Below are 16084 nucleotides of genomic sequence, written 5' to 3' on the forward strand. Positions count from 1 at the left end.
CGATGGGAAAGTGGAGCTGAACAGCACTTATGCACTCCGCTGGGCTTTCGCAGGCGATCACAGCGGCGCGCGGGTGCGACCTACGGGTTGTCCCGGGGGTGGCAGGGAGCGGCAGGCGTTGACCTGGGCTGTCCCGGCCGATCGCGGCGGCCGATGACCACACGCCGAACACACGCGCCGCGCCTGCGACCATGATCATTAGGCCGCACTGCCCGGCGTGGTACCGGATGGCCCACGGTGGCACGCGCTGGAGAGCACACGCCGCACACTCACCCGAGATCGCGTTTTGCCGACTGCTGTGCCTTTAAGGCGTGTAGGACAAGAAGGGTCCAGAGCACGGATATGGCCAGGATGCCCACATACAGTCCCCAGTCGACGTCGTAGTGCAGGCCGTCGAGGTGCATGATCTGCAGCCGATCCCGAGGGATGTCGCCTACCTCGCCAGCGGCACCGCCGGTGGTCCATCCTCCGCTGACGATCGAGTCGATGCGGGGCAGGTCGATCCACGTCCAGAGCACGAGCGCGATGCTGATCAACCCCAGGGCCGGAGGCGTCCAACGCACGACGGCCCATCCGGACGGTACGGCGCGGTGGAGACGGGACAGATAGAGCGAGATCGCGGCTGCCGCCACGCTGAGCACCACGGCGATGCTCCATGCGCTGGAAGCGGCCCACGCCGATGCGGTGTTGGTCTCGTAGCTGTCCACACCGTCTGTGGACGCAGCCCACCCCGATTGAAACCAAGGAAGAAAACTGCTCACGAAGACAACGAGGCCGACCCCGATGATCATCCAAGGCAGCCGGCTCCGTCCACCGGAAGGCGGGCGCGACCCGGGTACCGACACGTCATTCGTCATCGTCATCAGTATCCGATATGGACTTTGGACTTCGGACTTCGGCGTCGTACTCGCGTGGTTTCTTCGTGGCGATGAGATCGTCGACGTGCTTTCGCCGCCATCTGGCGGTCCTCGCCAGGCCGATCGATCAGCCGCTATTTGCATGGTGCCGTACCAGCGCGTAGGGCGGACAATGAGGGGATGCTGGAGCGGATGGCGTTGAATGACGTCGGACCGACGGCACGGCTTGCTGCATCGATCCTCTGCAGACGGATGAGGCGCAGACACCAGTACATCCAGACGGTGGTCCGGCTGATGGCGGACGCGCGGGACGTACGGGTCTCGGCGCTGGCCGAGGCGACCCTCGCCGAGCCCTGGGCCAGCGATCCTGCGGCACCCAACCGCATCTGGGCCGCGCTGGTCGACAGGCCGAAGCCGGCGTTGCGGTTCCTGCTCGCGCCCGCGCCGGACTGTCCGTACAAGCCGGGGGTGAGGCTGGTCGTTGCGCCACCGGACGGCGGCCGGGTGCTGCGGACCGCGCTGGACTCCCCCGACCCGGAGTTGCGCGGGGCGCTGGCCGCTTTTTCTCTTCCGCACCGAGCAGTGGGAGCGGTACGACGCCCTGGACCCTGAGGGTGCCCTGCTGGACGAGCACTCCGCGGGGCTGGACGAGGACGTCTTGATCGAACTGATGGAGATCGCCCGGCGCAACGGACGGAAGGGGCCGCAGCCGAGATGGTCGTCGGGGACGCTTCTGACCGGCCCCGACCCGGACGTGCCGCCAAGTCGGGGGCCCGGCATCGAAATCTGGTGAGGTGGTGAATCCAGTCGACCTGCGGAGTCAACCTGCGGCCGATGGCGAGAGCGGCCGGGTGCCTCAGTGGGCTCCTCCGAGGTTGAGCACCACCAGGCCACTGACGACGAGCCCGATTCCCACCACCTTCGCGAGGGTGAGCGGCTCACCGAGGAAGACCGCTCCGATCGCCGCGATCGCCGCGGTGCCGAGACCGGCCCAGACGGCGTACGCCACGCTTACCGGGATGTGCTGTACCGCCCGGGCGAACAGATAGAACGAGGTCAGGTAGGCCGTGACGAGACCGAGCGTCGGCCACAGGCGGGTGAAGCCCGCGGTCGCCTTCATCAGGCTCGTTCCCAGGATCTCCGCGATGATCGCGAAGGCGAGCAGCAGGTATCCCATGCCAGTTTTTCTCCCGTACGCGAACACACTCGCGCCATAGTGGACGAACTATCGGCTTCAGGGGCGCTGCGCCACCGTCACCGGTCGACGGACCGCACCACCGCTCCGGTGCTGGCGAGGAAGGCCCGCAGGGTCCGGGCCGGCCGCCCGGTGACGCGCTCGACAGTGTCGGTCACCTCCGTGAAGCGCCCCGCCCGGACGCGCTCGAAGGTCAACGCGGTGAGATCTCGTTCGAAACCCGTCATGTCGGCGACCGCCTCGGCGATGGTCACCTCCCGGTGCGTCACGGGCCGTCCGGCGGCGGCGGAGAGCAGTTCCGCGGTGCGCGGCAACGACAGTGACTCGGGGCCGGTGAGTTCGTACACCTGACCGGTGTGCCCCTCATCGAGCAGGGCCCGTTCGGCCACTGCTGCGATGTCCCGGGCGTCGATCCAGGCCAGGGCCGCACCCCCGCTGGGGAAGGGGAGCTCTCCGGTGTCGACGATCGGGTCGCGGTAGAAGCGCGGATCGGTGAAGACCTGCATGAACCAGCTCGGTCGCAGGATCGTCCAGTTCCGGCCGCTGTCGCGTACCGCGCGCTCCGCACGCGGCGCCCATCCGTCCGGCCCGGTGTGGTCCGGATCCCGCTCGGAGAGCAGGACGACGCGGGCCCGGGCCGGGATCTCGGCAAGCAGCGCGCCGATCAGTTCCGGCGCGTCCGCTCGGTCCGGGCGGACCACGTACACCGCGTCGACGCCCTCGGCCGCCGCCGCCCACCCGGCCGGTTCGTCCCAGGAGAAGGCCGTCGGACGGACGTCGGCGAGGTGGATGGTGGAGGGGTCGCTGCTTCCGCCGCGCACCTCGACGCCCGGCCGCGCCCTGAGTAGCTCCGCCAGGGGCACACCTGTCTTGCCACGGACCCCGGTCACCAGCACCCGAGTCGTGTCGACCGCGCTTGCACCCTGCACCGTGAACCACCTCTCCCATACTTGAGTCACTAAAGCTATTGCCTCAAGCTACACATCAATGCCTGAGTGGGTCAAGTAATCTCGTCGTATGAGCGACGTGGCGGACAACCTCGGCCAGCAGGTGTGGGACTTCGTGTACGCCTACGATGCCGCCTACGACCGGGCGGCGCGGACGGCCGGGCTGAGCGCCGCGCAGGCCTGCCTGCTCGACCATCTGGAGAGCGGCAGCCGCACCATGGGTGAACTCGCCGCCGAGCTGCTCTGCGACGCCTCGAACGTCACCCAGCTCGTCTCGCGGTTGGAGCTCGGCGGGCTCGTCGACCGCGTACCCGACCCGGCCGACCGACGCGTCAAGCGGGTGTCGATCACCCAGGCGGGTCGTGGTGCCCGCCGTGACGTCCACCGGGCCTTCGACTTCCCCACCGCCCGGCTCGGCCGGCTCACCGAAGCGGAGCAGCGCCGGTTGTCGGAGCTGCTGGCCAAGACCCTCGCGCCCGACCCGCCCTCCAGCGGTCCGGACCGGGTCCCGCGCGGCTGACCCGCCTCCCAGGCGACGCGCGGGATGCCCTGGTCAGCGCGGACATGACGGAAACCCGATCTCCGACCCGGTCGGACCGCGAGCCCTACCCGAGGGGACAGGCGCGGCAGGAGCGCCCGGTCAGCTGATCCGGCGGGGGCCGTGGATCAGATAAGCGGCGACACCGGTGACCGCGAAGACGATGGCGGTCGTCAGGGCCGCAACGCTCTCCGACGGTTGGCCCGCCCAGGTGAGCAGGTACAGCGCGAACGGCTCCGGTGTGGCAGGGATGCCGGCGGAGACGCAACCCGTCACGACCGGCAGGGTCCAGGCCAGTCGCCGGCCGAACAGCGCTGCGGCCAGGGCGGCGAGCCCGGTGAAGCCCGCCGCGTCGCGCAGGACGACGCCGGTCGGGGCGGTTGACACGATCGTCACCACGGTGCCGGCAAGCACGGCTATCGAGACCAGGTGCAGCGCGCGGCGGGGCGCCCAGCGGATCGCGGCGGTCGCGTCCAGGGTGCTGTCCGGCCCGCCGAGGCCGTAGCCGAGAATGGCCACGCCCAGCGCCAGGGCGAGGGCGGCGGTCGTCACGGCGTGCCGCGAATCGGCCTGGCCGGCGCCGAACCAGGCGAGGACGGCCATGGCCGACACCGCCCAGAGCAATCCTCCCGGCACCTCACGGGAGCGCAGGAACAGGAGCAAGGGCGTCACCGGCCGGCTCCGATGCCGAGGGCGGCAGCCTGGTCGCCGCAGGTCAGGCCGGCAGCGCGTACCGCGGCGACCCGGCGTACCTGCTCGTCGGCCGGCAACGCGGCGAATGTCGTCCACAGCTCGTCTCGAATGGCCTGTTCCGCCCCGAAGAAACTGTGGCCGGGCACCGGGTGGCTGCCGTAGAGCCAGGCGGCCGCCACGGCTCGGGCGCGCAGCGCGTCGAGGTACGCGTCGTTGTCGGCTCGGACGCAGAGCGGCGTACCGGCGCCGGCCAGGATGCGGGCGGTCAGCTCGGCGGGGTCATCGGCCGCAGTGAGGTTGTCGGCGTCCAACCATGCTTCGGAGACCGGCTGTGGACGGCCGAGGCCGGGGGCTGCCTCGTGGACCGAGGTCGGCGCGTCCGGCAGCGCGGCGAGCAGGCGCAATGCTTCCCGGGCCGGTGCGACGAGAGCGGGTAGCTGCCGGCTGTGGGCAGCGGTGACACAGACCCGTGGCCCGCCGTCGGTGGTGCAGACCTCGGCGACCGCGGCCGGGTCTGCCGGGAAGGCCTCCTCCAGGGGGAGGGTAAGGATCGGCGCGGCAAGTGCCAGTCCGAGTGCCGGGGGGACGACGGCGAGCAGTCGTGCCAGCGGGTTCGTCGCGAGGTACAGCACCAGCCCGCCGAGGGCCAACCCACCGAACCACCAGGCCTGGCCCGTACTCACGGAGCCGGCGACCATCTCGAACTCGGAGATCGAGCTGGTGAAGAAGGGCAGCAGCAAAGCCGCACCGGGATCCGTGACCTCGCTGGGCCTGGTCGCCTCGATCGCCGCGAGGAGTGCGGCGAGACCGCCCACACCCAGAACCGCAGGAGTGTACGCGTACGGCAGCAGCCGGCCCACGCCGAGGCCGAGCCAGCCCGCAGCGACCAGGGCCAGTACGCCGACAAGCGTCACCGCCGGCCAACTGCTACCCGGGTAGCCGGCGGCGGTCGCGACCTTCGGTGCCCCGCCAGCCAGCACGAGCAGGTAGCCGGCAGCGAGACTGAGCGCCGTGACCACGGCGGACGGCCGCATCCGCTGCCATCGGGGAGCCGGTGTGGTGCCGAGCAGTTCCTCGACCCGGTTGCGCCGGTCCCGGCCGGCCTGCCAGGCACCGGCCGCCAGCGCCAGCGGCCAGAGGACCACCAGCATGATGCGCTGGAAGGTGGCGAGGATGTGCCACTGCTGGTCCCACAGGTCGGTTTGCCCGGTGAGCGCGAGCACGTAGAGCCCCGCCACGCCGATCGCGGCTGTCCCGGTCCCAGCGAGAAGTGCGCCGCAACGGCGCAGCTCGATTCGGAGGATGCGGTTCACGGCGCCACCGCCAGTTCGGCACGGTGTCGCGCGATGAGTGCCGAGTAGCCACGTTCGATCGGGCTGTCCCCGGCATCGCCGGTACCGCCGGCTGCCGCGATGTCGTCCGGCGTGCCGTGGATCACGATCCGGCCGGCGTCGGTCAGCACGACGCTCGAGCAGGCGGCAGCCACGTCCTCGACGAGGTGGGTCGAGACGACGACACAGGAGCGTTCGCCGAGGTCGCGCAGCAGTGCCCGGAAGTCGACCCGCTGCTGCGGGTCGAGGCCCACGGTCGGCTCGTCGAGCAGCAGCAGTTCCGGCTCGTTGACGATCGCCTGTGCGATGCCGGCCCGCCGCAGCATGCCACCGGAGAGGTCTTTCATTCGTGAGCCCGCCCGGTCGGCCAGACCCACCCGCTCGATCGCGTTGCGCACGGCACGGCGGCGCCTGTTGCCGGGCACGTCCTTGGTCCAGGCCAGGTACTCCACGAACTCGGACACGGTGAATCGCGGGTAGTAGCCGAATTCCTGGGGCAGGTAGCCCAGGCCCCGCCGTACCGCACGCAGGTCGGGCCGCCCTTCGATCGGCTGCCCGAGCAACCGGAGCCGGCCGTCGTGTGGGCGCAGCACGGTCGCCAGCGCGCGGATCAGGGTGGTCTTGCCGGCGCCGTTCGGGCCGAGCAGGCCATGGACGCCAGGACCCAGATCCAGGTCGATGCCGTCGACGGCCAGGTACCGGCCGGTTCTCACTCGCAGGCCCACTGCCTGCACTGTCGTCGCCACGGTCGTCCTCCGCTCGTCGGTCCGGTGCGGCTTCGATCGTGCGACGGTGGGGCGGCGGTACACCTCAGCCGGGTTACCGAGCGGCACTGCGGGGACTCGGCCGAAAGAACTACGCCGCCCGGCTGCCTGTGTCGTACCGTGGCCTTCCGTGCTGATTATCTTTCCGGGACCCCGGTGGCAGCGGGTGATGGTGGGGCTACTCGCCGCCGTTGCGGCGACCCTCGTCGTCATCGAGGGGCTGGACGGCCCCACCCTGCCCGCCAAGCTCTGCCTGATCGTCAGCGGGCTGCTCGCGGTCGCCGTGGTGCTGCTGGCCGAGGCCCGCCCGGTCGCGGTCGCCGTGGCCGCGACGGCGTCGCTCGCGGTTTCGGTCACCTTCGGGCTGGTGCCGGCGCTGCGCCCGGAGCACACGTTCGGCATCGTGGAGTTCACAGTGCTCTCGGTGGCGGCGATCCGGGTGGTCATGCAGCATCCGATCCGGCGCGCGGCGGGTCCGGCCGTGCTGACGGTCCTCGCGATCGGACTGCTGCCGATCCGGGTCCTGCTCCATCCGGTCAACGCGTCAATGATGTCGCAGGACGGTGGCCTGGTAGCCGCTGTGCTGACCGCCTGGGTGCTGTTCCTGGCCCTGCTCGGCCTGTACCTGCGCCTGCTGGAGCGCCGCCGGGTCGACCTCGACCGGCTGGCCCGGCAGGCGGAACGCATGGACCACGCCCGCGACCTGCACGACTACGTCGCCCATCACGTGACCGCGATCGTGGCGCAGACCCAGGCCATCCGGTTCGTCACGGGCGCGGGCACCGCGCCCTCGCCCAAGGATCTGGACACCTTGCTGGCCGGCGTCGAGCAGGCCGGCGGCCAGGCCCTCACCTCGATGCGTAAACTCGTCGGCATCCTGCGCGACGAGACACCCGCAACCGCGCCGGTGCACGCCAACCTCGACGAGATGCTGACCGCGGTCGTCGGCACCCTGACGCCCGGACACCCTCCGCCGACGATCTCGGTCGACGAGGCACTGTCCCACCGGCCGTGGCCCCCGGCCAGCCTCGACGCGGCGCACCACACCGTTCTGGAGGCACTGACAAACGTGCTGCGCCACTCCAGCGGGACGACAAGGATCGACATCCGAATCCGGTGCCACCCCGATCTGCCCGATCTCGCCGAGGTGTCGGTCCGCAACGACGGCAGGCCGGCCGGGTCGCCCCTGCCGGCCGGCGGCTTCGGCCTGACCGGGCTCAGCGAGCGGGTACGGGCCGCAGGTGGCGAACTCTCGGCCGGGCCTGTCGCATCCGGCTGGCAGGTCACCGCGGCTCTGCCGATCACCGACCGGCCCCCGGCCGCTCGATGGCGGTCGGGGCTGCGCCAGCCGGTGGCCGGAGCAGCCGGGCGGAAACTCCGATGACGATCCGGCTGCTGCTCGCCGACGACCAGGACATGATCCGTACGGCTTTCCGCATGATCCTGAACACCCAGCCGGACATCGAGGTGGTGGCCGAGGCGGCAGACGGTGAGACCGCCGTGGACCAGGCCCGCCGGCTACGTCCCGACGTGTGCCTGCTCGACATCCGGATGCCGAAACTCGACGGCCTCGAAGCGACCCGGCTGCTGGCCGGTCCGGCCGTCCGGAACCCGCTGAACGTCCTCATCGTCACGACCTTCGACCTCGACGAGTACGTGTACCGGGCGCTACGCAACGGCGCCTGCGGATTCCTGCTCAAGGACACGTCGCCCAACCTGCTGGTGGAGGCGGTACGGGCAGCCGCCGCAGGAACCACGCTGATCTCGCCGGCTGTGACCGTACGCCTGTTGGCTCACCTCGCTCCCCGCCGCGACGGCGAGCAGGAGGCGGTGGAGATGCCACCCACGGAGCCGCTCACCGAACGCGAGCTCGCGGTGGTCCGACTGGTGGCGCACGGGCACACCAACGACGAGATCGCCGGACGGCTCTACGTGACGCTGTCGACGGTCAAGACACATCTGGCCAACGTGCAACGCAAACTTTCCGCCCGCAACCGGGTCGAGATCGCGGCCTGGGCATGGCGTAACGACGTCTGCTCGGGGTCCCCGACCGATTGATCGAAGACGGCCGGGAGCAGACCGGTCGACAGGGCCACCAGGCCGAGTTGACCGGTCGTCGGGACCTAAATGCGGATATATCACCTTCAGATCCGACAGAACGGCTATTGTTTCGGGCTCTTGACCAGCATGTGTCAACCGTTTACGGTCCATCGTTAACGGTTCACGGAGAGGTAGACACAGTGGTCACGTCGCACAGGCCGACCCGAGCGCCGGCGCTGGGCGCCCAGCTCGCCGAGGTCATTCGGGACCAGATCGTCCGGCGCGCGGTGCAGCCCGGGACCCATCTCGTCGAGGACGCGCTGGCCTCGCAGTACGACGTCAGCCGGGGGCCGGTCCGGGACGCCCTGCGCCAACTCGAGTCCCAGGGGTTGGTCGAGTCCCGGCGGCGGGGCTACTTCGTAGCCGGGCTGAGCCAGCGCGACATCGAGGATCTGTACGAGCTGCGCGAGGCGATCGAGGTGGTGGCCGTGACCCGCGCCATCGAGCTCGCGACGCCTGAGCAGATCCAGGCCGGCCGCGACATTGTCGGCGAGATGGTCGCCGCAGCCGACCGCTCCTCCGCCGCCGAGTTCGCCAAGGCGGACCTGCGCTTTCACGCGCTGCTCTACCAGATGGGCGGCAACCGGCGCCTCGCAAACGTCTGGGGTGACTACGAGCCGGTGTTCGCGAGCCTGATGCAGCTCACCGTGGAGGAGGACATCGACCTGCACCCGTCCGCCAACGATCACGGGCTCCTGCTCGACCTCATCGTCGCGGGCGATCCGGTGGTCCTGGCGGCCGAGATGCGCGAGCATCTGCGCGGCGCGCTCGAACGGATGTCACACGCCATGCTCGCGGCCGGGCTGATTCATGGCGGTCGGGCCGAGCGGACACCGGCATGACCGGCACACCGGCCGAGGCGCCGCCGACTCGCGAGGCGCCGCCGGTCCGCGAGGCACCGGCCGGTGCGGTGCGCCAAGGTCGCAATCGCGGTCGGCGCAGTCCCGCCGCGCTCTCCCGCGGGCTGCTCTGGTTCACCGTGCCCGCGCTCGCCTTCTACGGCTTCGCGGTCGTCGTGCCGACAGTGCGCGGTGGCCAGCTCGCCCTGACCAACTGGGACGGGCTGTCGCGCAACTATGACTATGTCGGCTTCGACAACTTCGTACGCATCTTCACGACGGAGAGCTCACTCAACGCCCTGAAGATGACCCTCATCTTCGCGGGTGCCATCACGATCCTCCAGAACGGCATCGGGCTACTGCTCGCGCTCGGCGTGAACACCGGTCTGAAGTCGCGCAACTTCCTGCGCGTCGTGTTCTTCGCTCCCGTCGTCGTCACACCCGTCGTGGTGGCGTACCTGTGGAAGTTCATGCTTGCCCCCGACGGCGCCGTGGACAGCGCGCTACACACGGTCGGGCTCGGTACGTTCAGCCAGAACTGGCTCGGCGATCCCACCTGGGCGGCGATCTCCGTCGTCATGGTGGTGGTCTGGCAGCACGCCGGCTACTCGATGGTGATCTACCTGGCCGGCCTGCAGGGCGTGCCGCAGGAACTGCACGAGGCTGCGGCCGTGGACGGCGCCGGTGTGTGGCGCCGGTTCCGCTCCGTCACCTGGCCGCTGCTGGCACCCGCCACGACCATCAACGTGGTACTGACCATCATCGGCGGACTGAAGATGTTCACCGAGGTCTACGTCCTGACCGGCGGTGGGCCGGGCGGGGCCACCGAAACGCTCTCGACGTTGCTGTACAAGTCGGCATTCCAGTTCGACGAGTTCGGTTACGGCATCGCCCTCGCCCTGGTGCTGGCCGCCGTCGTCGGGCTCTTCTCCGTGGCGCAGTACAGGCTCTCCAGCCGGAAGGACGCCGACTGATGTTCCGCTACACCAAACGCAGTTTCCTCCGCGAGGTCCTGCTGTTCGGCGTCGCCGTGGTCTTCGCCTTCCCGCTCTACATCCTGGTGAACCTCTCCCTGCGACCGGGCAACGACGTCTCCTCGCCGCTGGTGCCCCCGACCTCGCCGACGCTTAGCAACTACGCCGCCGCCTGGCAGCAGGCCGGTCTGGGCAGCGCCCTGCTCAACAGCGCGATCGTCACGGTGGCGAGCGTCTGCACCATCGTGATCATCTCGTCGATGGCCGCCTACCCGCTCGCCCGGATCACCTCACGACTCTCCACGGGCATGTTCTGGCTGGTGATCGGCGGGATGCTGGTGCCGTTCCAGGTCGCGCTCATCCCGCTGTACCAGAGCATGCGTGACCTCGGACTGCTCGGCTCGCTGTGGGCGCTGGTGATCTTCTACAGCGGCGCGCAGGTGCCGTTCTCCGTGTTCCTCTACACCGGCTTCCTGCGGGCGCTGCCGAAGGAGTTCGAGGAGGCGGCGGCAATCGACGGCGGCGGTGCGGTGCGCACCTTCCGCAGCGTGGTCTTCCCGCTGCTGCGTCCGGTCACCGGTACGGTCATCATCCTCAACACGATCAACGTGTGGAACGACTTCCTCGTTCCGCTGCTGTACCTCAGCGGGACCCCGCAGCAGACGGTGACCGTCGCCCTGTACGCCTTCGTCGGGCAGTTCGTCTCCGACTGGCCGATCGTGTTCGCGGGCCTGGTCATCAGCATCCTGCCGGTGCTGGCCGTCTACTTCCTCATGCAGCGCCAGATCATCCGTGGCTTCGCCGGCGGGCTGAAGGGATGAGCGGCATGCGGGCGTACGCGCTGCGGGTGAACGGGCAGGACGAACCGCTCGGGGTGGTCGACGCGCCCGCCTTCTCCTGGCGGCTGGAGTCGCCGCGGCGCGGCGCGGGTCAACGCGCGTACCGCATCCGCGTGCACCACCTCCTGGCCACCGGCGGACGGGCGACCGTGTGGGACTCCGGTGACGTCGGGTCGGCGCTTACCGTTGGCGTCCGCTACGACGGAGCGCCGTTGGTGTCGTCGGCGGCGTACGAGTGGGAGTTGGAGGTCGTCGACGACCTCGGCGCCCGGACCCGCACCGACGCGCGGTTCGGCACCGGCATCGTCCACGCCGGCGACTGGCGGGCCGCGTGGATCGCCCGCAATCCCGTGTACCGCCAGGTCGCCTCGCCGCCGCAGGACACCGACATCAGCTACACGGTGAACAAACTGCAACCGGTACGCCGGTTCGTGCGCCGCTTCGACCTCGCCGCCCCGCCCGCGTCGGCTCGGGTGCACGCCTCGGCCAAGGGCATCTACCGCCTGTACGTCAACGGCCGGCGGGTCGGCCACGACGAACTCGTGCCCGGCTGGACCGAGTACCGGCAGCGGATCACGTACCAGAGCTGGGACGTGACCGACCTGCTCCGACCCGGAGCCAACACGGTCGCGGCGCTGCTCGGCGACGGCTGGTACGTCGGGTTCATCGGCACCGACCGACGTCACCAGGCCCAGCACTACGGCACCGAGCCGGCGCTGCTCGTCCAGTTGGTGCTGGACGGCGCGGACGGCTCTCGACGGGTCGTCGCCAGCGACGACGAGTGGCGTGAGTCGCCCAGCGACATCCTCTACGCCGACCTGCTGATGGGTCAGTACGAGGATTCCCGCCGCGCCGAGCCCGGTTGGCAGCTGCCCGGACACGACACCTCCGCCTGGTCCGAGGCGGTGACCGTGTCCCGGGACACGTCGCTGCTCGTGCCGGAGGTCGACCCGGCGGTGCGGGCGACCGAGCGGGTGGCGGCGGTCCGGGTCACCGCCCGCGGCGCTGGACGACACGTCGTCGACTTCGGACAGAACCTCGTCGGCCGGGTCGCGCTGACCCTGCGCGACCAGCCACCGGGCACACGCGTGCAGCTCACCCACGCCGAGGTGCTGGACGAGCACGGCGATCTCTACACCGCGAACCTGCGCACCGCCGAACCGGTCGACGTGTTCTGGACCGACGGCTCACCCCACCAGGTGTTCGAGCCGCGGTTCACCCTCCACGGGTTCCGCTTCGTCGAGGTCAGCGGCATCGCCGGTGACCTCGCCCCGGAGGACGTCGAAGCGGTCGTCCTGCACAACGCATTCGACCTGCACGGCGAGTTCGAGACCTCCAGCGCCGACCTGAACGCGCTCGCCTCGAACATCTCGTGGAGCCTGCGCGGCAACTTCGTGTCCATCCCTACGGACTGCCCGCAGCGCGACGAGCGGTTGGGTTGGCTCGCCGACGCGCAGGTCTTCACGCCGACCGCCCTGCTCTTCGCGGACGTGGCGCCGCTGCTCGGGCGGTGGCTGCGGGACGTACGCGGTGCCCAGTCCGCCGACGGGGCCTTCCCCGACATCGCCCCGCACCTCATCCATCTGCGGGAGGGTGCCCCCGCCTGGGGCGACGGCGGAGTGACGATCCCCTGGCACCTTCACCGTGCCACCGGCGACGCCACCCTGCTGCACGACGCCGCGGACTCGATGATCCGTTGGGTCCGCCACGTCGAGCGGCACAACCCCGACCTGATCTGGCGCGACCGGGTCGGCAACAACTACGGCGACTGGCTGCAACTGGGCGAGGAAACTCCCAAGGATCTGCTGGCCACCGCCTACTTCGCGCACAGCGCCGAACTCACCGCCCGCAGCCTCGCCGTGCTGGGTCGACCGGAAGCGACGGAGTTGGCCGACCTCGCAGAGCGCATCCGCCGCGCGTACCGGGCGGAGTTCGTCGCCCCCGACGGTCGGGTGCACGGCGACACTCAGGGCGGCTACCTGTTGACGCTCGCGTTCGAGCTCTGCGCTTCCCAGGACCGGGACCGGGTGGCCGAGCGGCTGGTCACCGCGATCGAACGGCGCGGCGTCTCGCTCACCACCGGATTCGTCACGGTCGGACTGCTGTGCCCGGTGCTCACCTCGATCGGTCGGTCCGACCTCGCGTACGCGCTCGTCACCAATGATCGCTATCCGTCCTGGCTCTTCTCGGTCCGGAACGGCGCGACGACGATCTGGGAACGGTGGGACGGCTGGACTCCCGAGCGTGGCTTCCAGTCACCACGGATGAACAGCTTCAACCACTACTCGCTCGGCGCGGTCGGCGAATGGCTGTTCACCGGGATCCTGGGCATCACCCAGGCAGCCGACTCCGCCGGCTACCAGCACATCCGGCTCGCCCCGCAGCTGAACGCGTCCCTCGACTGGGCGCGCGGGGCGATCGAGACACCGCGTGGACGCCTCGAAAGCTCGTGGCGTCGCAACGGCACCGAGGTGGAGTGGACCCTGCGAATCCCGCCGGGAGACGCCGCAGAGGCCGTCATTCCCGCTTCCTCGGCCACCAGCATCAGGGAAGGAGGCGAGACCGCAACCCGCTCGGAAGGAATCAGTTTGCTGGCACAACAACGGGGACACACCGTTTTGCGCTTGGAATCCGGAAGCTACCACTTCCGTTTTCCGGCTGAAATCCCCGCTATGACGCCGATCCGATAACCACCGATCCAACAACCGCCGGGGCACCCGCCCCCTTCCACCGACGGAGTATAACCACCATGAAATACCGCAGAGCCGTCGCCGCCGTCGGCGCCGCTGGGGTGGCCCTGGCGCTCGGCGCCTGTGGACAGTCCGACTCGTCCACCTCCGCGACCGAGGAGACAAACGCCCTCGTCATCGCCACCACCTCGAACAACAAGACGGCCATGGAGGCGGTGATCGAGGCGTACAAGGAGAAGACCGGCCTCGAGATCAACCTCACCGTCGCCGACACCGCGCAGTACCAGACCACGCTCCGCACCCAGCTGTCGTCGGGCACCGCTCCCGACGTGTTCACGGTCTGGGCCGGCAGCGGCAATCCCGGTGCCATCGACATCCTGCAGAAGGCCGGTTACCTGGCGGACCTCTCGGATCGGTCGTGGGTCGGCAACGTCGAGCCCGGCACCGCCGACACGCTCAAGGTCGACGGCAAGACGTACGGCCTGCCGTCGAAGCTCGACGCGATCGGCACCATCTACAACACCAAGACGCTCGACGATCTCGGCCTGCAACCGCCGACCACGTACACCGAACTGCTTCAGTACTGCCGGGACGTGAAGGCCAAGGGCAAGGTCGCATTCGCGCTGGGCATTCAGACCGACTGGGTCGGTCAGTTGATCCCCTACGCGCTCGTCGCCTCGACCGTGTACGGCAACACCCCTGATTTCAACGACCAACTGGCGTCCGGCAACGCGAAATTCGCCGAATCGGGCTGGACGGACGCGTTCGCCAAGTACCTCGAAATGAACGAGTCGGGCTGCTTCAACGACCAGCCGCTGGGCACCGACGTCACCGCCTCCTACAACCTGGTGAACACCGGTGCCGCCGTCGGCGTCGTGCAGGTGCTCGCGTCGTACCCGCAGATCGCCTCCACCGCGCCGCCCGGCACCGAGTTCGGCTTCTTCCCGCTGCCGGGTGACGACGACGCCAGCAAGAACCCCATCCCCCGGGGCATCGGCGTGAGCTTCGCCGTCAACGAGGCGGCGAAGAACAAGAAGAACGGGCTCGAATTCGTCGACTGGCTCGCCTCGGCCGAGGGCACCAAGGCCTGGTTCGACGCGGCGCCGGGCATTCCCGCCCTCCAGGGCACCTCGATCACCGCGAGCCCCGTCAACCAGGCGGCGATCGACATCATCGAGGCCGGGAACACCGCCCCGTTCCCGGACCAGAGCTGGCCGAACGCCAAGGTCCAGGCCGCCCACCTCACGGGCGTCCAGCAGCTCTTCTCCGGCCAGGCGACGGCCGAACAGGTACTGAAGTCGATGGACGAGGCCTTCGGCGCGTAACCCGCATCGCCACCGTTCGCCCCGGGTGCGGGACCGGTCGTTCCGCCCCGCACCCGGCCGTCCCAGCGGCCCGACACCCATCGAGAGAGCAGATGCGCACTCCGTCCCTTGAGATCATCACCGCCGTACCCGTGTCGTTCGGCGACGACGGCGCCCTGGACATCGCCGGGACCCGCGAGATCCTGCGCTACGTCGCGGGATCGGGAGTCCAGGGGGCACTCGTCCTCGGCACGACCGGCGAGTTCCCGGCCCTGTCGATCCCCGAACGCAACGCGGTCGCGGCGCTGGCCGTGGCGGAACTCCGCGACCTGCGCGTGATCATTCACGTCGGCGCGGCCAGCCGGTACGAGGTGTCGCAGCTCATCGAGGGCGCGCGGACCGCCGGTGCCCGCGAGATCGCCATCCTGACCCCGTTCTACCTGCCGACCCCGCCGGACGAGGTGTTCGCGTTCTTCCGCGACGCCTGCACCGAGGCCGACGGGCTGGGCGTGCATCTCTATCTGTTCGAAGCGCGTACCGGTGTGCGGGTGGACGTGGACCTGCTCGTCCGGCTCGCGCAGCTGCCGAACGTGGTCGGGGTGAAGGTCAGCGGCGAGCCGCTCGACCGGATCACGCTGTTCCGGGCGCGGCTGCCCGAGGAGTTCCGCATCTACACCGGCAGCGACCGCGAGTTCGTTGCGGCGGTCGCCGCCGGTGCCGACGGGGTCGTCTCGGGGGTGGCGTCCGCGTTCGCCAAACCCTTCGTCGAGATGCGGGCCGCGCTGCGACGCGGCGACACCGAGGCGGTCGCCCACCTGCAACACGACGTCGACGAGGCGGTCGCCGCGATCGCCGGCGAACCGACGCGGATGCGCGCCGTGCACCGCCTCGCCGGCCGGCCGGTCGGCCGTTCCCGCATGCCGATCCCGGAGCCGGACCCGGCGCAGTTGCACCACCTGGCCGAGGTCCTGCCCCGGTTCCACTGATTTTTCTTCGCACCAGGCAGAGGGCTG

The 16084-nt window shown here is 69.8% G+C and carries 16 protein-coding genes; 10 read left to right on the plus strand and 6 right to left on the minus strand.

The window, feature by feature from the left end:
• Positions 1-269: 269 nt before the first annotated feature.
• Positions 270-857 (minus strand): hypothetical protein, encoded by a 588-nt coding sequence (locus AC507J_RS06195; protein WP_496288084.1) that lies wholly within the window; start codon positions 855-857, stop codon positions 270-272.
• Between the two features lie 252 nt (positions 858-1109).
• Between AC507J_RS06195 and AC507J_RS06200 the strand changes: the two genes are divergently transcribed.
• Positions 1110-1469 (plus strand): hypothetical protein, encoded by a 360-nt coding sequence (locus tag AC507J_RS06200; RefSeq protein ID WP_496288085.1) that lies wholly within the window; start codon positions 1110-1112, stop codon positions 1467-1469.
• 244 nt (positions 1470-1713) lie between these two features.
• Here AC507J_RS06200 and AC507J_RS06205 read toward each other — a convergent pair whose 3' ends face one another.
• Both AC507J_RS06205 and AC507J_RS06210 read right to left on the minus strand, forming a co-directional pair.
• Positions 1714-2034: a DMT family transporter gene (locus AC507J_RS06205; protein ID WP_496288086.1), complete on the minus strand. Its 321-nt coding sequence runs from the start codon at positions 2032-2034 to the stop codon at positions 1714-1716.
• 77 nt (positions 2035-2111) lie between these two features.
• Positions 2112-2981, minus strand: a complete 870-nt coding sequence (locus tag AC507J_RS06210; RefSeq protein WP_496288087.1) for an NmrA family NAD(P)-binding protein — start codon at positions 2979-2981, stop codon at positions 2112-2114.
• 88 nt (positions 2982-3069) lie between these two features.
• On the opposite strand from AC507J_RS06210, the gene AC507J_RS06215 reads away from it, so the two are divergent.
• Positions 3070-3519, plus strand: coding sequence for a MarR family winged helix-turn-helix transcriptional regulator (locus AC507J_RS06215; protein WP_496288088.1), 450 nt, complete (start codon positions 3070-3072; stop codon positions 3517-3519).
• A gap of 120 nt (positions 3520-3639) precedes the next feature.
• Here AC507J_RS06215 and AC507J_RS06220 read toward each other — a convergent pair whose 3' ends face one another.
• From AC507J_RS06220 to AC507J_RS06230, 3 genes are read right to left on the minus strand one after another with little or no spacing between them, the layout of a single operon-like run.
• Positions 3640-4209: a hypothetical protein gene (locus tag AC507J_RS06220; RefSeq protein ID WP_496288089.1), complete on the minus strand. Its 570-nt coding sequence runs from the start codon at positions 4207-4209 to the stop codon at positions 3640-3642.
• Positions 4206-5543 (minus strand): hypothetical protein, encoded by a 1338-nt coding sequence (locus AC507J_RS06225; protein WP_496288090.1) that lies wholly within the window; start codon positions 5541-5543, stop codon positions 4206-4208. Before AC507J_RS06225 ends, AC507J_RS06220 begins: the two co-directional genes overlap by 4 nt.
• The gene (locus AC507J_RS06230; protein WP_496288091.1) at positions 5540-6274 is read right to left on the minus strand and encodes an ATP-binding cassette domain-containing protein; all 735 of its coding nucleotides are present in this window, start codon (positions 6272-6274) and stop codon (positions 5540-5542) included. Before AC507J_RS06230 ends, AC507J_RS06225 begins: the two co-directional genes overlap by 4 nt.
• A gap of 181 nt (positions 6275-6455) precedes the next feature.
• Here AC507J_RS06230 and AC507J_RS06235 point away from each other — a divergent pair, with 181 nt between their 5' ends.
• The 8 genes from AC507J_RS06235 to AC507J_RS06270 all read left to right on the plus strand — a co-directional run bounded on the left by AC507J_RS06235 (position 6456) and on the right by AC507J_RS06270 (position 16057).
• Entirely contained in the window at positions 6456-7709 is a 1254-nt protein-coding gene (locus tag AC507J_RS06235) for a sensor histidine kinase (protein ID WP_496288092.1), read from the plus strand.
• Positions 7706-8383, plus strand: coding sequence for a response regulator (locus AC507J_RS06240; protein WP_496288093.1), 678 nt, complete (start codon positions 7706-7708; stop codon positions 8381-8383). The genes AC507J_RS06235 and AC507J_RS06240 overlap by 4 nt, the downstream gene beginning before the upstream one ends.
• A gap of 182 nt (positions 8384-8565) precedes the next feature.
• A complete protein-coding gene (locus AC507J_RS06245; protein ID WP_496288094.1) occupies positions 8566-9267 on the plus strand; it encodes a GntR family transcriptional regulator in 702 nt (233 codons plus the stop codon).
• A complete protein-coding gene (locus AC507J_RS06250) occupies positions 9264-10238 on the plus strand; it encodes a carbohydrate ABC transporter permease (RefSeq protein WP_496288095.1) in 975 nt (324 codons plus the stop codon). The genes AC507J_RS06245 and AC507J_RS06250 overlap by 4 nt, the downstream gene beginning before the upstream one ends.
• Positions 10238-11059 (plus strand): carbohydrate ABC transporter permease, encoded by an 822-nt coding sequence (locus AC507J_RS06255; RefSeq protein WP_496288096.1) that lies wholly within the window; start codon positions 10238-10240, stop codon positions 11057-11059. Before AC507J_RS06250 ends, AC507J_RS06255 begins: the two co-directional genes overlap by 1 nt.
• Positions 11056-13767 carry a family 78 glycoside hydrolase catalytic domain gene (locus AC507J_RS06260; RefSeq protein ID WP_496288097.1) on the plus strand — a complete coding sequence of 904 codons (2712 nt, stop codon included), beginning with the start codon at positions 11056-11058 and terminating at the stop codon, positions 13765-13767. Before AC507J_RS06255 ends, AC507J_RS06260 begins: the two co-directional genes overlap by 4 nt.
• 59 nt (positions 13768-13826) lie before the next feature.
• Positions 13827-15092, plus strand: coding sequence for an ABC transporter substrate-binding protein (locus AC507J_RS06265; protein ID WP_496288098.1), 1266 nt, complete (start codon positions 13827-13829; stop codon positions 15090-15092).
• 92 nt (positions 15093-15184) lie between these two features.
• On the plus strand, positions 15185-16057 hold the full coding sequence (locus AC507J_RS06270) for a dihydrodipicolinate synthase family protein (protein ID WP_496288099.1): 873 nt from the start codon (positions 15185-15187) through the stop codon (positions 16055-16057).
• The last annotated feature ends 27 nt before the right edge of the window (positions 16058-16084 follow it).

It is taken from the genome of Micromonospora sp. PRAS1 (assembly GCF_059553435.1).